The 17065-nt window shown below is 65.3% G+C and carries 14 protein-coding genes, 1 tRNA gene and 1 pseudogene; 7 read left to right on the plus strand and 9 right to left on the minus strand.

All coding sequences use genetic code 11. The features are described from left to right. Nucleotides 1–45: 45 nt before the first annotated feature. Nucleotides 46–2403 (minus strand): MMPL family transporter, encoded by a 2358-nt coding sequence (locus A5678_RS00735; protein ID WP_068036946.1) that lies wholly within the window; start codon nt 2401–2403, stop codon nt 46–48. Nucleotides 2404–2598: 195 nt separating this feature from the next. Here A5678_RS00735 and A5678_RS00740 point away from each other — a divergent pair, with 195 nt between their 5' ends. Together A5678_RS00740 and A5678_RS00745 are read left to right on the plus strand one after the other, a co-directional pair. Further along, nucleotides 2599–3837: a GNAT family N-acetyltransferase gene (locus tag A5678_RS00740; RefSeq protein WP_068037511.1), complete on the plus strand. Its 1239-nt coding sequence runs from the start codon at nt 2599–2601 to the stop codon at nt 3835–3837. A 159-nt stretch (nt 3838–3996) separates the two neighbouring features. Further along, a tRNA-Lys gene (locus tag A5678_RS00745) sits at nt 3997–4069 on the plus strand. A 90-nt stretch (nt 4070–4159) separates the two neighbouring features. Here the strand turns inward: A5678_RS00745 and A5678_RS00750 are convergent. The 4 genes and pseudogenes from A5678_RS00750 to A5678_RS00760 all read right to left on the minus strand — a co-directional run bounded on the left by A5678_RS00750 (nt 4160) and on the right by A5678_RS00760 (nt 8212). After that, complete coding sequence (locus A5678_RS00750) at nt 4160–5281, minus strand: glycoside hydrolase family 15 protein (protein ID WP_255396883.1); 1122 nt, start codon at nt 5279–5281, stop codon at nt 4160–4162. A 156-nt stretch (nt 5282–5437) separates the two neighbouring features. Further along, nucleotides 5438–5857, minus strand: a pseudogene (locus A5678_RS28155) (trehalase-like domain-containing protein); the annotation flags it as partial. Between the two features lie 147 nt (nt 5858–6004). Further along, nucleotides 6005–7018 (minus strand): medium chain dehydrogenase/reductase family protein, encoded by a 1014-nt coding sequence (locus tag A5678_RS00755; RefSeq protein ID WP_068036949.1) that lies wholly within the window; start codon nt 7016–7018, stop codon nt 6005–6007. An 81-nt stretch (nt 7019–7099) separates the two neighbouring features. Further along, a complete protein-coding gene (locus tag A5678_RS00760; RefSeq protein WP_068036952.1) occupies nt 7100–8212 on the minus strand; it encodes a cytochrome P450 in 1113 nt (370 codons plus the stop codon). 1403 nt (nt 8213–9615) lie between these two features. On the opposite strand from A5678_RS00760, the gene A5678_RS00765 reads away from it, so the two are divergent. After that, the gene (locus tag A5678_RS00765; RefSeq protein WP_068036954.1) at nt 9616–11358 is read left to right on the plus strand and encodes a DUF3556 domain-containing protein; all 1743 of its coding nucleotides are present in this window, start codon (nt 9616–9618) and stop codon (nt 11356–11358) included. Between the two features lie 4 nt (nt 11359–11362). Here A5678_RS00765 and A5678_RS00770 read toward each other — a convergent pair whose 3' ends face one another. Then, a complete protein-coding gene (locus A5678_RS00770) occupies nt 11363–11590 on the minus strand; it encodes a DUF3618 domain-containing protein (RefSeq protein WP_068037514.1) in 228 nt (75 codons plus the stop codon). A 97-nt stretch (nt 11591–11687) separates the two neighbouring features. Here A5678_RS00770 and bcp point away from each other — a divergent pair, with 97 nt between their 5' ends. From bcp to A5678_RS00785, 3 genes are all read left to right on the plus strand, one after another. Further along, a complete protein-coding gene (gene bcp / locus A5678_RS00775; RefSeq protein ID WP_068036958.1) occupies nt 11688–12164 on the plus strand; it encodes a thioredoxin-dependent thiol peroxidase in 477 nt (158 codons plus the stop codon). Nucleotides 12165–12324: 160 nt separating this feature from the next. Next, on the plus strand, nt 12325–12651 hold the full coding sequence (locus tag A5678_RS00780; protein ID WP_068036960.1) for a hypothetical protein: 327 nt from the start codon (nt 12325–12327) through the stop codon (nt 12649–12651). A 90-nt stretch (nt 12652–12741) separates the two neighbouring features. Next, nucleotides 12742–13257 (plus strand): lipocalin family protein, encoded by a 516-nt coding sequence (locus tag A5678_RS00785; protein WP_068036963.1) that lies wholly within the window; start codon nt 12742–12744, stop codon nt 13255–13257. Nucleotides 13258–13359: 102 nt separating this feature from the next. Here the strand turns inward: A5678_RS00785 and A5678_RS00790 are convergent, their stop codons facing one another. Further along, a complete protein-coding gene (locus A5678_RS00790) occupies nt 13360–14736 on the minus strand; it encodes a cytochrome P450 (RefSeq protein WP_068036965.1) in 1377 nt (458 codons plus the stop codon). 182 nt (nt 14737–14918) lie between these two features. Here A5678_RS00790 and A5678_RS26915 point away from each other — a divergent pair, with 182 nt between their 5' ends. After that, on the plus strand, nt 14919–15212 hold the full coding sequence (locus tag A5678_RS26915) for a hypothetical protein (RefSeq protein ID WP_156746710.1): 294 nt from the start codon (nt 14919–14921) through the stop codon (nt 15210–15212). A 14-nt stretch (nt 15213–15226) separates the two neighbouring features. Here A5678_RS26915 and A5678_RS00795 read toward each other — a convergent pair whose 3' ends face one another. After that, entirely contained in the window at nt 15227–16552 is a 1326-nt protein-coding gene (locus A5678_RS00795) for a dipeptidase (protein ID WP_068036969.1), read from the minus strand. A gap of 111 nt (nt 16553–16663) precedes the next feature. After that, the gene (locus tag A5678_RS00800; RefSeq protein WP_065444533.1) at nt 16664–17056 is read right to left on the minus strand and encodes a holo-ACP synthase; all 393 of its coding nucleotides are present in this window, start codon (nt 17054–17056) and stop codon (nt 16664–16666) included. Between the last annotated feature and the right edge of the window lie 9 nt (nt 17057–17065).

The raw sequence follows: 17065 nt of genomic DNA on the forward strand, positions 1-17065 counted from the left end.
GCCGAACGGTGCGAATACCGTTGCGCCACAACAGCATCCGACCCGCTAGCCACGGTACGTCGCGGCTTTGGTGGGCCACCTCCGGATCGAGGGCCGCTGCGGTTCGGGCACGTCGGCGCGCCAGCGGCGCTGCCCCACCGCGGCGGCCGCGTCTTCGCCGGTCGCGGACCGTTCCCGCAGCCACTCCAACGGTTTGGGCGCCCACCAGGTCCACCGGCCGAGCAGGTGGATGAACGCGGGCACCAGGACCATCCGCACCAGCGTGGCGTCGGCCAGCACGGCCAGCGTCAGGCCGAGACCGAGCATCCGCATGAACGAGACGTGCGCGGGTATCAACGCGGCGAACGAAATCGACATCACCAGCGCCGCGGTGGTGACGACGCGCCCGATGCCGGCGATGCCCAGGGCCGTGCTTTCGTCCGTGGCCGCACGCGCCTCGGCCGCGGTCGGCGGCGTCTCCTGGATTGCTTGCGACGCCAGCCAGTACTCGTGGATCCGCGACACCAGGAACACCTCGTAATCCATGGCCAGCCCGAAGGCGATGCAGAACAACAGCACCGGGATGTTGGCGTTCAAAGTCCCGTTGGGAGTGGTCCCCAGCGCGCCCAAATTGCCGTCTTGGAAGATCCACACCATGGCCCCGAATGCGGCCGTGAGCGACAGCAAGTTACACACCAGCGCCTGCAGTGGCAGCACCGCACTGCCGGTCAGCAGGAACAACAGCGCGAAGGTGATGAGAGCGATCAGCCCGAACACGATCGGCAGCCGCTTGGTGATTGCGTCGACGCTGTCGCGGTTGATCTGCGCCAGCCCGGTCATCTGCACCGACCGCCCGGCCGGTCCGGGGACCTTGTGCAGTTGGTCCAGCTGCGTGTTCGAGGCTTCCGAATAGAGCGGCGCGCTGCTGGTCACCGAGAAGAACGCGCTGCCGTTGGCGGCGCCGGCGGGTGCGGCGGGCGGGCCCGCCCGGTTCCCGGCGACAAATGTCCCCGTCGGCGCGCTGACCGCCGACACATCGCGCACGCGCGACAGCTCGGCGGCGTAGCGGTCCAGGTCGGCGGGGGTCACACCGCGGGCGTCGGGTACGACGACCGTGACCCCGGTACCGAATCCGTTGGCAAAATCGTTGTCCAACATGTCGGCGACCTGGCGGGCCGACGCCGACCTAGGCAACACGCGCTCGTCGGGAAAGCCCCACTTCACTCCCAGGAATGGAACCCCCAGCAACAGCATCAACGCAACGACGCTCAGGCCGACCGGCAGGGCGTGGCGCAACACGTACCGAGTCGACCGGTACCAGAACTGCTGCTCGAGCGGCTTGTGCGCATGATCACGGAACGAAAGTTGCCCATGCAGGATGCGATTCAGCACCCGGCGGCCGTCCAGCGAGTCCAGCCGGGGGCCCAGCAGCGCGATCGCGGCCGGGGTGACGACGACCGACGCGATCGCGACGATCGCCGCGGTGGCGACGATGGTGTACGCCGACGACTTCAAGAACGCCATCGGGAACACCGCCATCACCGCCATCGACAACCCCACGGTGGTGGCGGAGAACAGCACCGTCCGGCCCGCGGTGGCCATGGTGCGCACCAACGCCCGATCTCGGTCCCCGCTGCGCGCCAACTCCTCGCGGAAGCGACTGATGATCAGCAGGTTGTAGTCGATCGCCAGGGCAAGTCCCATCGCGATGCTCAGGTCCAGTGCGTACGTCGACACGTCGGTCGCGAAGGTGATCAGCCGCAACACCGACATGGTGCAGACGATGGCGAGGGTGCCCAGCACGATCGGCAGCGCCGCCGCGACCACGCCGCCCAAGACCCAGACCAGCACCGCGAAGCTCAGCGGGATCGCAATGGACTCCATCATCAGCAGATCGCGCTCGTTCTGGTCATTGATCTGCGCATACGCCACGGCCATGCCCCCGGCGCGGACGGTCACACCGTCGCGGTCGTGCACCAATTGGTCGGTGAGCTGGCTGGCGTACTTCTGCGCGTCGTTCTCCCCGCCCTTCAGGCCGGCCACCACCATCCCGGACTTCTTGTCCTTGCTCACCAGCTGGGCGGCGGCCTGCGGCGGCGACGTCCACGCCGAGGACACGTTCAGCACCCACGGCGATCGTTGCAGGTGGTCGACGATGTCGGTGCCGACCTGGCGCGCCCGATTGCTTTGGACGCCGGCCGGTGCGGTCACCACGATCAGCATTTGCTGATCGGTTTGGTTGAACTTGTCGCGAAGCACATTTGTCGCGCGTGCGGACTCCGACGTCGGGTCCTGAAAGCCTCCGCCCGACAGGCTGTTGATCACCGGGAGACCGAAGACCGCGGACCCGACCAGCACCAAGGCGGCGACCGCGATGATGCGCCGCGGCGCGGCGATGGCAAGTCGGGTGAGTGCTTGCAGCATCCTTGTCCCTTCATCCCTAACGCCCGCCCGTACCCCTATACCCGAACGAGGCCGACTAACCCACCTGCTGGGCATTGACCGGAGCGCCGGCGACGTTTGGCAATCCAGCACTCGGGTATCGGAAAGGGGCGCATGGGGTATGCCATTCGCTGTGCGAGCGTCGTTTGAGTTGAGCTATAAGCGGATTGGATGACGATGAACTCGACGGACAACGCCATCAAAATGAGACATCCCACGGAAGATGACCTGCCCGCGGTTTTCGCGAATCAGGCACGCACTTTCGGCGATCCCATTGACCAGCGCGATATCGAAGCGTGGAAACGCCGCGTCGACGTCGAAAACATGCTGGTGGCCGAGGACTTCTCCGACCCGCAACGGTCATTCCTGGTGGGGTCGTCCATCATCTACCCCACGCAGCTGACGGTGCCGGGTGACACCAGATTGCGCGCCGCGTGGTTGACGATGATCGCGGTCGCGTCAACGCATCAGGGCAAGGGGGTGTGGGGACAGCTCAGTGCCCAGGGGCTGGGGATCCTCATCGAACGCGGCTATCCGATTGTCTTCGGGGCGCCGACCCAGACCGCGATGTACGACGGCTTCGGCGCAGGCGTGGCGAGCTATCTTCGCAGTTACTCCATTGACCGCCGCTTCGCGAAGTTGCGAACCAAACCGGGCGAGATGCGGGCTCGCGAGATCGGCGCTGACGAAGCGAAAAGCCTTCTGCCAGAGATCTACGACCGTTGGTGCGCCACAACGACGGGCGCGGTCGACCGCGACGACGCATGGTGGGCGGACTACTTGGAGGACCGGCCGACGCAGCGCGGAAACGGAACCGCGTTGAATTACACGATCCATCCGGACGGCTTCCTGACATACCGCGTCGTCGGTGACTCGAATCACGGGTACCGGCCCCCGTTGGGAACCGTGGTGGTCGAGGACTTCTGCCCCATCACGGACGAGGCTCACAGCCAGCTGCTGCAGACGTTGTTGGTCTTGGAGATGTTCAACACCGTCGAGATCGACGTGCCGGTCGACGACCCGCTGCCGCTCAAGCTCACCGACCCGCGGGCAGCGGAGACCACCGGTGTCAACGACTTCCTGTGGGCGCGGATCAACGATGTGCCTGAGGTGCTCGGCGCCCGCGCCTACGTCGCCGATATCGAGATCGCGCTGGAAGTCGACGACCCGCTGGGCCTGGCGGGCGGCCGGTTCCTGCTCCAGGCCCGCGACGGCGTGGGGAAATGCACGCCGCATGACGGGCCCACCGACGTCAAGATCGGCCTGGCCGACTTGGCCACGATTTACATGGGCGCGCACAGCGCCTCCGAACTCCTGCGAGCGGGCCGTATCGAAGAACTGCGGCCGGGTGCGATACACGACTTGGATGCCGCCTTCAGCACCGACCGGGCACCGTACTGCGGGACGCTGTTCTGAGCACGCTGCGCTGCAGGCCATTTCGTGATCGACAGCAACAGGTCAGTCCGGGCGGAGGCTGACCATCCCTCCTCCGTGTCTATGCTGGAGGGGATTGCGAGATTTCACTCCGCGGCAAGACGCCTGTTATTCTCGCGTACGCGGTCTCGACCGTCGAAAGCGCCGTTAGCTCAGTTGGTAGAGCAGCTGACTCTTAATCAGCGGGTCCGGGGTTCGAAACCCTGACGGCGCACTCAGACATTACCGCAGGTAAAGCTCGTTTCGGGCATCCTTCCATCGGCGGCGAGCAACCTGACCCGTCCCGACGATGATCAAGCCGCGGTCATCCGAGCTGGCGGTCTAAGTTGTAAGCGGCGCTAATCAAGGCTAGGTGCGTTAAGGCTTGCGGGAAGTTGCCGAGTTGCTCGCCTCTCGGCCCGATTTCCTCGGAGTACAGCCCGAGATGGTTGGCATAGGTGAGCATCTTCTCGAATGCCAAGCGCGCGTCATTGAGCCGGCCGGCTCGGGCGAGGGCTTCCACCCACCAGAAGGAGCACATCGAGAACGTGGCTTCCGTGCCGGCGAGCCCGTCCGGTGATGCTTGGACGTTGTAGCGGTAAACGAGGCTGTGGGAGATCAGCTCTGCGGTGATGGCGTCAAGCGTGCAGATCCAACGGGGATCCGTCGGCGCGATGAACTTGCACAACGGCATCAGTAGCAGCGACGCGTCAAGCACGTCACTGTCGTAGTGCTGGACAAATGCCCGTCGTGCGGTGTTCCAACCGCGGTCCATGATCTGGTAATAGATGCTGTCCCGCACTGCGCTCCAACGCGCGATGTCGGCTGGCAAGCCGCGCTGACGCGCGATTCGAATTGCCCGCTCGATCGCGACCCAGGTCATCAGCCGGGAGTACGTGTATTCCTTGCGACCGCCGCGAGATTCCCAGATCCCCTCATCGGGTCGGTCCCAATGATCTATCAGCCACTCGAGGCTGCGGGCGATCTGCATCCAGCCATCGTGATAGATAAGTAGGCCATTCTTGTTGCAAAGGTAGAGAGCGTCCACCAGCTCGCCGTAGACATCCAGTTGCAGCTGGTTGGCCGCGGCGTTGCCGATCCGCACCGGCGCTGAACCCATGTAGCCCTCAAGGTGTAGTAAGCACTCCTCGGGCAGTTCTTCGCGACCGTCGATGCCGTACATGATCCGCAGCGGGCCGGATTCACCTTCTGCCGCTTGACGAATCCGGGCTTGGAGCCACTCTAGGAATGCCCGGGCCTCATCCGTGAAACCGATTTTGAGCAGTGCGTAGAGCGTGAAGGCGGCGTCGCGCATCCACGTGCAGCGGTAGTCCCAATTGCGTTCACCGCCAAGCTGTTCCGGCAGGCTGGTGGTGGGAGCGGCGACAATTGCGCCGGTCGGCGCATAGGTGAGCAGTTTTAGTGTCAGTGCCGAGCGATGCACCATCTCGCGCCAGCGCCCACTATAGGTTGAGCGGCGCAGCCAGCCGCGCCAGAATGCCACGGTGACATCGAGGTCAGCGGCGACGTCAGCATCGGAATAGTTCAACGGCTGCTGGCCGTGCTCAAGGCGGTCAAGCACGAATGTGACCGTCTGCCCAGCTTGAAGGACGATGCGGGCCTGTACATCGCGACCCTCGAAGATCTCTAGCGGGCAGTGCGCGGATAGGCCCAGCTCCAGCTTGTGGGACCGGAAGAGCGCGCCGTGCGGAGTTAATTCGACTTTGTGGCTTGCACGTCCGTAGTCGAAGCGCGGGGCAACGTCGACAACGAAGCGCATTCGGCCCCGGACGGCAACTACGCGGCGGACCATGTGTTGACGATGCACCCCGCCGCTACGAGGTGGCGGCATGAAGTCTTGTACTTCCCCCACTCCGTCCGCCATTAGGAAGCGAGTGATCAGGACATTGGTATCCGGCAGGTAGAGCTGTTTGGAACTCCAGCCGTCACAATCTGGCGAAATGCGGAAGAAGCCACCGCGATTGGCATCGAGGATGCCCGCGAAAACACTCGGCGAGTCGAACCGCGGACAGCAATATTAGTCGATGGTCCCGTCGGTGCCCACAAGCGCGACGGTATGCAGGTCGCCGATAAAACCGTGCTCGGTGATGGGCAGATACCGAGTATGACCAAGAGGGGCAGATGCCATCAGCCATTGTCCTCGTCGGTCCTAGGCCACAAGCACAAGTTTTCCCCTCGCTGCCGCGCGATCGAGCATTTCGTGGGCTCGGCGCGCCTCGGCGAGTGGCAGGCGCTCGGCGACCACCGGATGAATCTTGTCGGCCCGCAGGAATTCGAGAAGCACGCCGAAGTCCTCCTCGAACCAGTCCTGATGGTGGATCCGGAGCTTCTGGACGCGGTAGGCAAGTACTCGCCGGTGCGGCGAAACCAGGCTCCACAGTGCGACGACGGCGGTGCCCGTGTACCACTCAAAGACTGCCGGCCAGTTCTTGCGCCCGTCCGCAATCGTGTTTTGGCGGCCATAAATGACGAGCCGTCCGCCGGGACGCAGCGCGCGGAAAGAGCGAAGCGCCATCGCGCCACCGAAGGGATCCAGCGCGATGTCCACACCGTCATCAGTCAGGTGACGAAGGCGCACCAGGAAGTCCTCGCTGCGGTAGTCGATCGGAACACCGCCGAGCCGCTCGACCGCGGCTCGGTCGCTGGCTGAAGCTGTCCCGTAAACCCGCAGTCCGGCCAGGACGGCCAGCTCGAGCACCGCGGTGCCAACCCTGCCGGCCGCGCCATGTACCAACACCGACTCGCCGTTTTTCGCCTGCGCAGCGCGATGAAGCATCTGGTAGGCGGTCATGTAGGTGAAGACCAGGCTCACGACCTCTGCGGGATCGAGCTCCTCGGGCACCACGACCGCGTACTGCTCCGGTACGCAGACTAGTTCTGCGTTTGCGCCCCACTGCGTGAGCACGCCGACACGGTCGCCTACTCGGAGCCTCGAACAGCCGGGTCCGAGCTGATCGATGACGCCGACGAGCTCGTAGCCGGGCGTGAACGGTGGTTTGGGACCACCCAGATACGTGCCGGCGCGCATCTGAGCATCGCTGAGTGACACACCGGAGGCCAGCACCCGGACGCGAACTTGCCCCTCAACCGGGTGGGGGTCATCGTCCTCCACGACGCTCACGACCTCTGGTCCACCGAAGTGCTCGATGAGAACACGCTTCATCCGGTCAACGTAAGAGGACAGGGGCCTACCTCCTAGTGGCTTGGGTCCTTAATAAAAGCGCCAAAGGTCACGGATGAAGCCCTAACCACCGCTCGACCCATACGAGGCCGAGTCAGCCCAGCTCAACGGTAGCGACTTGAGTGCAAAACTCTTCGAGGGGAACTTGATCTCCGGGATATATCTCTGCGGCACTTCGAAGTCGGGAATCTGTTTGAGCCACTCGACGACGACAATCGTGAGTTCTATGCGCGCCATGTGGGAACCAATGCAGCGGTGGGGTCCGCCGCCGAATCCCCAGTGTCGGTGCACCTTTCCGTCCATCACCAAGTCGTCAGTCGACGTCTCGTCGCTGCCGTCGCGGTTGATCGCGGCCGTGCACAGCCGGACCGGTGTGCCTGGCGGGAGTGTCATGCCGCCCACGTTGACGAAGTCGGTGGTAACCCGCGCCGCCAACGGAGCTGCCGGCTCGAGTCGGACGATCTCTTCAATGAAATCCTTGACCCGCGCCGGTTCGTCCCGAAGCGTTCTGCGCAGCTGCGGTCTGCGCGCCAGTTCGAACAGCGAGAACCCGATCGCCGCGGCCACGGTGTCCAGACCGGACAAAACCAGCAGGTGGCTCATGCCGAGTAACTCGAGGTCAGTCAGTTCGCCGGGTCCGCTCATCACTTGCGACAGCATGTCCGAGCCGGGGTTCTGCCGGCGCTGCTGAATGGCGTCGGTGAAGTACCCCAGCAGATCGTGCCCGCCGGGCCGGCCGTCGACGGCGGCGTCTTTCCAGCCGATCACGCGATCGCGGTCTTCCACCGGAAGCCCGTAGAGCTCCATGAACACCTGGTACGGATAGAGCCGCGCAAAATCTGCCATCGCCTCGCATTGGCCACGGCCCGCGATGTTGGCGATCATGTCAACGGCGTGGCGCTCCATGACGGGCCGAGATTTGGTCATCGCGTGTGGGCTGAAGTGCGGTTGCAGAATTTTGCGGTAGCGGGTGTGCTCGGGCGGGTCGAACGCCGACGGCAGCACCGGCACCGGGCTGCCCGGAGGTTGAAGCGCCAAATGCGCTGAGAAGAGATTTGGTTGGGAGAGCGCCGCGAGCACGTCCTCGCGACGGGTCAGATAATAGGCGCCGTTCATGTACACGACCGGCCCCGCGTCTCGCAACGTCTTCCATCCGACACCTCGGTCGGCGGCCATCGGCAATGTGGAATGCTCGAGCCGCGGTAGGTGGAACCTTTGCGGCCGGCTTACGTCGAGCAGACCGCCGGAGTGGCTATCCCACGGATTGCGCTCTTGCGCAGATGACTTCATCACCACCTCGCCCGGCGCGCAGGAGAAGGCGGACTTGTGCCTACAGACATGACTATTCCTCAAGGACGGGAAATGGCCGACGCTCAGGGCGTCGCTATGTTTGACCGAACGGCCTGAGCCGCAACACCCACGGGGTTATCAGCACGGCCGCAACCCCTGTGATTGCGTTAGCCGCACGGGGACGCGGTATCAGAGCAAGTTGTTGTGCGCGTTGGCCTTATGGGCCTCTTCAGACGGCACGAAAAGTTTGGATCCGAACTCTCAGCAACGGGTGACGCAGCACTGGGCCAAGATGTCTGGGCCGTCGGGAGCGATCGTGCGCACAGCCCGGTTTGCGCAGCATGGCGGAAACTGAGGCGCGGCAAAAGAAGTCGGCAGAGGCAACCAACCAGATTGCGGCGACAGGCAAGGCCAGCTGACGGGCCGGTCCCGCGTCATCCATGTGCTGTGGAACGGCTTTTTATTCGTCGGTGTCGAGCCCGGTGACACGCCATGGTGCACGCGACTGCCGACCGTGGCCGCACCAGGCCGCACCTGGCCGGCATGCGCTCGGGCGCTTTGGGATTCATGAGTCCACGCCGCGGGCAACGGGAGCGAACCCGCCGCGAGTTGTGGGCGCAGAGACGACCCCGCGATCAACGCTATGAACACGCTCAGCGCGGTGATGGCTGCGACGGCCGATTGTCGTCGTCGAGTCTTGAGAGCGCTCCCATGCCCCACAGTGGCAGGACTGTACAAGACGAGACTTGCGTGCTAGCCACCAGTAAGCTGTGAAAACGATCAAAGTCCGGTGTACGCCTTCCCCAGATTGTTCCGGTTGGGCGCCTGCCTGCCCCGGCCCGCAGCGACTGGGCGCAACCCGAGCTCGCCAGGGGAAGTTGCAGCTCATAGCCTCGCCCGTGCCACGTCGTTTGCCACCTATGCCGGCCGGATGCGTAGAGATTGAGCCGCGGCCGCCGACCGCGTCGCCCAAACCGGCTCGTGCGCTTATCAATTCGACCGGCTGATGTCGCGCCCAGGGCGGTGTATCAAGAGGTCGCTGCGCTTGAGATGGCTGCGCCGCAGTTGGTTTGGGCCAGACTGCAAGAGCAGGGCAGTACGAGCCGCAAGCAGGGACACGCGACATGGGAGGCGACGAACCGAAAGCAACGGGCAGCTCGAGGAACGCGATGAATTCTTGACGTCGTATGCACGCGCCGTAGCTGTTCCTCCAGGTACTTTTGCTGACACCGGTTGGCGCCATAGGCGCCGCCGGCACCCACGGAACGAGCCGCATCGAAGGAGCCGCAATGGGGTTCATCCAGCCGAATCTGCCCGTCGTCGACGTGGCCGAATGGAGCAAGCAGAGCCGCGCCGAGCGGATCGTGCCGATGGTGCGCCACATCGCCGAGAACGGGTTCGGCACCCCGCTGATGATGCATGTGATGTACGGCGTGAAGATCGCGCTGTACATCCTGGGCGGCTGGGTGTTCGGGTGGTGCACCACGGGCATCGGCAGCTTCACCGGCGTGGCCGCCTGGTGGTCGGAACCGATCGTGTTCGAAAAGGCCGTGCTGTACACGATGCTGTTCGAAGTCGTCGGCCTGGGATGCTGCTTCGGGCCACTGGCCGGCCGCTACTTCCCGCCGATGGGCTCCATCCTGTACTGGCTGCGGCCCGGCACCATCCGGTTGCCGCCGTGGCCCGATCGGGTGCCGCTGACCAAGGGCAGCGTCCGCAGCCCGTTCGACGCGGTGCTCTACGCCGCGCTGCTGGTGTTGCTCGCCGTCGCCCTGGTGTCCGACGGCACCGGCCCAATCCCCGCCCTGCACACCGAGATTGGCGTGTTGGCGCCCTGGCACACCGTGGCGATCCTGGCGGTCCTGGCCGTCGCCGGCCTGCGCGACAAGGTCATCTTCCTGGCCGCTCGCGGCGAGGTCTATGCGCCGCTAGCGCTCGTCTTTCTCTTCGCCGGGGCCGACTCCATCATCGGGGCCAAGGTGGTCTTCATGGTGATCTGGCTGGGGGCCGCCACCTCAAAACTCAACCGGCACTTCCCGTTCGTGATCTCGACGATGCTGGCCAACAACCCCTTCATCCCGTCCGGCCCGCTCAAGCGGTCGATGTTCAAGCGCTATCCGGACGACCTACGGCCCAGCGCATTGGCGGGTTTCATCGCCCACTTCGCCACCGCCGTGGAAGGCCTGGTGCCGCTGGCGCTGCTGTTCTCCCACGGTGGCTGGCCGACGGCCATCGCCGCGTTCGTGATGATCGTCTTCCACTTGAACATCCTGCTCGCGTTCCCGATGGGTGTGCCGCTGGAGTGGAACGTGTTCATGATCTTCGGGGTGCTGTCGCTGTTCGTCGCGCACGCCGGCCTCGGGTTGTCCGACCTGGCCAACCCGGTACCGGTGGCGATCCTGTTCGTGGTCATCGCCGGCGTCGTCGTCGTCGGAAACCTCTACCCGCGCAAGGTGTCCTTCCTGCCGGGCATGCGCTACTACGCGGGCAACTGGGACACCACGGTGTGGTGCGTCAAGCCGTCGGTCGACGAGAAGTTCCGTACCGGCTCCCGCGCGCTCGGGCCGATGCAACACCTGCAGCTCGAGCGCCTCTACGGCTCCAAAGAAGACACCCTCGTTCCCCTGCACCTGGCGATGGCGTTCCGCGGTATGAACACCCACGGTCGCGCGCTGTTCACCCTGGTGCACCGCGCGCTGGCGGGCTACGACGAGGACGACTACAACCTGTGCGAAGGCGAGGTCCTGTGCTCGATGGTGCTCGGCTGGAACTTCGGCGACGGGCACATGCACAACGAATGCCTCATCGAGGCGCTACAGCAGCGCTGCGATTTCCAGCCCGGAGACGTGCGGGTGGTGATTCTCGACGCGCAGCCCATCCACATCCAGCGGCAGGAATACCGGCTGGTCGACGCGGCCACCGGCGAATTCGAGCGCGGCTACGTCGACGTCGACGACATGGTCACGACGCAGCCCTGGGCCGACGACATTCCGGTGCACGTGCAGAGCGGCACGGGTGCCGGCATGGCGTGACGTGTCAGCGGTTGCGCACCCGGTGCACCACGACCACGACGACGAGGACACCGACGCCGGCCAGCGACACCGTCACCGCGGGCTTCTTGACGAAATCCACCACCTTCGCCTTCAGGTCGTCGGCGAGGCGGCGCGGGTTGGCCCGCACGGCGAGCGTGTCGACGGTAGCCGCCAGCTGGTCGCGGGCGACGTCGATGTCCCGCTTGATCGCCTCGGGGTCCCGGTCCGCCACGTGTCTGTCCTCCCAGTCGGCCTGATGCACCTGACGCACTACCCTAGATCAGCTGGTGATAACCCCAACGCTCCGGTGAACAGAAAGGGGCCCAGAATTGGCCGAGATCACGCGGCTTGCGCCGGGCGACAAAGCGCCCGCGTTCAGCCTGCCCGACGCCGACGGCAACAAAGTGTCGCTGTCCGACTACAAGGGACGTCGCGTCATCGTGTACTTCTACCCCGCGGCCTCGACGCCCGGCTGCACCAAGCAGGCCTGGGGCTTCCGGGACAACCTGCACGAACTCAGCGACGCCGGCCTCGACGTCATCGGCATCTCCCCCGACAAGCCGGAGAAGCTGGCCAAGTTCCGCGACGCCGAGAAGTTGACGTTCCCGCTGCTGTCGGACCCCGACCGCAAGGTGTTGACGGCCTGGGGCGCCTACGGCGAGAAGCAGATGTACGGCCGGACCGTGCAGGGCGTCATCCGCTCGACCTTCGTGGTGGACGAGAAAGGCAAGATCGCCGTCGCGCAGTACAACGTCAAGGCCGCACACACAACATCATTCATCCAAAAACTGCTCAGCGCCTCGTAGTGGCGGCGGCTTCAACCGCGACATCACAATCGTTTCCTGGGGGCGATTCGCAGAGCAGGCGGAAAAGGACCATCGGCCCTATGGACGGCCGAGATGTGGGGGCATTCTTGGTGCCAAGTCATTCGACACTGACTCTTGCAGCCATTCCTGAGGGGCGATCATGGCAGAAGTTACCGAGAAGAAGACGGCGGCCGAACGAGCGTCGGAACTGACGGAACGGGTAGCGGGCCTGTCCGACGAAGTGCTCAAGTCGGTCGAATCCGGACAACGGACCGCCATCGATGCCGTGCGCAAGTTCGTTGGCGCTGTCGATGAATCGTTGCCCGGGCACAGCGACGACCAGCCGTCGAGACGCAATACCATCATCGACGCCGCCCTCGAGATGGCCGACAAGCTCGTCAAGACGCAGTACGAGTTCATCCGAAGCGTCGTCGGCAGCGCGAGCGAGACGTTGAAGAAGCAGATCGACGACACGCCCGCCGAATAGGTCGCGCTGTCTGCCGAGCAAGGTCGGCTTGGCGCCGGCTGCTGCCTTTCAACCGTGGTAGCCCCGTGCGCAACGAGGGAGGATGCCACGATGAGTCAACAGTCCGATGTCACTTCCGTCGGATCTCTCGACCTCAGCCGTTACAGCGGCCTGTGGTATGAGATCGGCAGGCTCCCGCTCAGATGGGAGGACGCCGACGCCTCGGATATCACCGCGGAGTACACGCCCGAGGGCGACGGGAGCGTGCGTGTCGACAACCGGTGCATCGACAAGGCCGGCAGACCGTCGCAGGCGATCGGTCGTGCAACCCGGGTGAACGGCCAGGCCGGTCGGTTGCAGGTGTCGTTCCTTCCTCAGTTTCTGCGGTGGATTCCCTTCACGAGAGGTGACTACTGGGTTCTGAAGATCGATGACGCCTACACGGTTGCCCTTGTCGGTACGCCCGACCGCAAATACCTGTGGCTTCTGGCCCGCGAACCCCACATCGACCACGCCACGGAAGCGGCCAATCTCGCCGAAGCGACCCGGCAAGGATTCGATCTCGCAAAGTGGATCACACCAAGGCAGTCGGGTGGGCGCGTCACGGACGATCTGCTCAACGCCTGACTCGAAACCGACTCACCGCAACCACGCCCGGCCCTTCCCGTCCGGGCTGGTCGCCCAGCAGACCACCGGCCACTTCGCCAAGCTGCGGCGCGACCTCGACGTCTAGCCGATGACGGCGTCTTCCTTGTACTCGGTGATGGGTCGAGCAATTCCCTGTCCGTCGCAGACGCGCTGCAGCTTGTCCAGCGTCTCGTCGATCCCGGGTCCACGACGCCTGCCGGGCGTGAAGGTGGCCGGAAGGTGCTGCATGCCCTGTATCACGCCGATCGTCGGATAGTGCACGGTGCCCTCGGGGTCGCAGCGGTAGTCCGGCATCCGGTCGAGCACCGCCGTCAGCATCGACTTGAACACGACCCGCGCGAGATTGGAGCCGATGCAGCGGTGGATGCCGAGCCCGAAGCTGAAGTGGCGGTTGTTCTTACGGCCGAGGTCCAACCGATTCGGATCGGGAAACACTGACGGGTCGCGGTTGGCCATCGCCCAGGACAGCCACAGGCGATCGCCCTCCTTGAACCGCGTGCCCGCTATCTCGAGATCGGCGGCGATCGTGCGTCCGTCGCCGGGAGCGGGCGTGAAGTAGCGGAGGAATTCCTCGGTCGCCGAGTCGAGCAGCGTTTCCGATGCCCGTCTCAGCAGTTCGCGCTGTTCGGGATTTTCGCCCAGCCATTCGAGCGCGTGCGCGGTCAGCGCGGTCGTCGTGTCGAAACCCCCGCCGATGATCAAGCTGAGCATTCCGAGCAGTTCGGCGTCGGGGGCGGGCTGGCCGTCGATCTGCAGTCTTGCCAACGCGTCCACTATGCCCGGGCGTGGGTTCTCGCGGATCTCGAGGAGGTGGTTGAACAGGTCCGCCACCATCGCCATCGTCTGCTCCAAAACCCTTGGCGCATCCGGGGAATCGGCGGGGGTGTAGACGTTGGCGTGGGCCGGCTCGCAATACAGCTGCCACTTTTTCAGGGGAACGCCCATGATCGCCAGAGTCAGGACGGCGGGCACGACGTTCGCGAGATCGTCGACAAAGTCGATGCGCCCGACTTCGATTTTCTCGTCGATGCTCGCCCGCACGATCTCGTCGACGAACGGCTTCCAGCGCTTGACGGCCGCCGGCGACAGGTAGGGGTTGAGGATGCTGCGGTAGACGCTGTGATCGGGTTCGTCCATCTCCAGCATGCCGGCACGGACGCCGGTGCCCTGCGACAGCGCGGGAATCGTGATGCCCTTGTAGCCGGTGCCTCCGCCCGTGACATCGTGGTCGTTGGACACGTGCGGGCAGCGGGCTAGCTCGAACACTTCGCGGTTGCCCGCGGCCACCCAATGCCCGTCGTAGGTGTCGGTCCACGCCAACGGGCACCTGGCGTGCATGTCCTCGGTGATCTCAATGAATCGTTGACGGTACTCGGGGGTGTGGCGATCAAAGTGGTAACGGTTGCTCTTGCCGGCCTTGGTTCGCTTGATGCCGGTCTGGGTGTCTTCCGTAGTCACCGTGGCCTCTCCTGCGGACGAGTGGCGTACAGAAGCAGTATGCGTCGAGACGACCGATCTCGATATGCATTCTCCGTTCGCGGCACCTGCGGTTGGGATCGGTAGCCGCAAGCGAACGCCAAGAATTTCGCAAGCGGTTCGCCGTGACGTACGGCGCGCTTGGCAACGAAAGGGCTCCTTCGATGAATGCACCCCGCCCCCTGGGTCGGATCATCGCGGCGATGATGCTTTCCGGCGGCGCAGCGGCGGCCGCGATGGGCTTGGCCGCTCCCGCGCAGGCCGGCCCGTCCTATTGGCACTACTGCCCAGGCCAGAAATGGGGATACACCGTTCCGATACCACCAGGCTTCGACCTGAGCGTATGCCACTGGTTCGCCGTTACCGTTGAGAACGGCCCGTCGGGCCCGGTGTATCACTTCGCGGAGGCTGACCCGGCGCAAGTGCCCCCTCCGGCCCCCGGCTTCCCCTGGCCGTGAAACGTCCGCTCCGGTCAGCCCAGGTTGGCCAGCAGCAGCGCCTCGGCGACCGCGGCGCGTTCCAGCACCCCCAGGTGCAGGCTCTCGTTGACGCTGTGCGCCTGGGTGCCCGGGTCCTCGACGCCGGTGACCAGGATCTTGGCCTGCGGGAACGCGTCGGCGAATTCGGCGATGAATGGAATGGAGCCGCCCATGCCCATGTCGATGGGCTCGGTTCCCCACGCCTGCCGGAACGCCGCGCGCGCGGCGTCGTATACCGGGCCGCTGGCGTCGACGGCGTAGGGCTCCCCGATGTCGCCGCGGGTGACGGTCACCCGTGCGCCCCAGGGGGCATGTTGTTGCAGGTGAGCGGTTAACGCGTCCAGGTGCGCCCCGGCGTCGCCGCCCGGCGCGACACGCATGCTGATTTTCGCGCGGGCCCGCGGGATCAGCGTGTTCGACGCCTTGCCGATGGGCGTGGTGTCGATACCGATCACGGTGATCGCGGGCTTGGCCCACAGCCGCTGCGGCACCGAGCCCGAGCCGATCTCGGACACCCCGTCCAGCAGCCCGGAGTCGGCACGGACCCGCTCGGGCGGATAATCCACGGCGGCGGCGGTACTTTCGTGCAGGCCGGCGACGGCGACGTTGCCGTCGTCGTCGTGCAGGCTCGCCAGCAGTCGCACCAGCACGCTCAACGCGTCGGGTACCACCCCGCCCCACAGGCCGGAGTGCAGACCGTGGTCGAGCGTGGCGACCTCGACCATGCAGTCGACCAGGCCCCGCAGCGAAACCGTCAGCGCCGGAACGTCGGTGCTCCAGTTGTCCGAGTCGGCGATGACGATCACGTCGGCAGCCAGCGCATCGCGGTGGGCGGCCAGTAACCGGCCCAGCGACGGCGAGCCGGATTCCTCCTCGCCCTCGACGAACACGGTCACACCGACCGGCGGTTGGCCGCCGTGCGCCCTGAACGCCGCCAAATGCGTTGCGATGCCGGCCTTGTCGTCGGCGCTGCCTCGCCCGTAAAGCCGGCCGCCGCGTTCGGTGGGCTCGAACGGCGGCGACACCCACTGGCCGGCATCGCCTTCCGGCTGCACGTCGTGGTGGGCGTAGAGCAGCACGGTCGGTGCGCCCGGGGGCGCGGGATACCGCGCGATGACGGCCGGTGCACCATCCTCGCTGACGATTTCCACATCGCCAAAACCGGCCTGCGACAACAGGTCCGCTACCGCACGCGCGCTGCGGTGCACCTCGTCGCGGCGGCCGGGGTCGGCCCACACCGATTCGATGCGCATCAAGTCCTCGAGGTCGCGGCGCACCGACGGCAATACCTCGCGGACGCGCTCGACAAGATCACTCATGGCGTCGAGGCTAGTCGTCGATCGCCGAGCTGGGGGCACCCCCACTTGCGGGAGACACGCTGGCGTGACACCGGAAGTCGACGGTCAGGCTGGCGTGACGCCCGGCGACGCTCAGGTCGTCTCCAGGATTGCCACCGCGGCGGCGGTGTCCCCTTCGTGTGTCAGCGACACGTGAATCGTCACGTCGGCCAGATGTTTGGCGATGTCGCCGCTCAGCCGCACCCGGGGCCGCCCCCACATGTCGGTGACCACCTCGATGTCGCGGTGGATGTCCTCCGGCAGCACGGGTCGTTGCGCGAAGCGGGATCCCGACCAGGCCTTGATCACCGCCTCCTTCGCCGCCCACCGCGCGGCCAGGTGCCGGGCCGCCGACGAGCTCTTGTCCGAGGCGTCGCGGCGCTCACCCGGTGTGAACGTCTCGGAGAAGACGGTTCCCGGCTGGTCGACCTGCTCGGCGAAATCAGGGATGGAGACGACATCGATCCCCACACCGACAATTCCCATGGGTCGCCA

Source organism: Mycobacterium sp. E2733, assembly GCF_001667585.1.
Taxonomy (GTDB): domain Bacteria; phylum Actinomycetota; class Actinomycetes; order Mycobacteriales; family Mycobacteriaceae; genus Mycobacterium.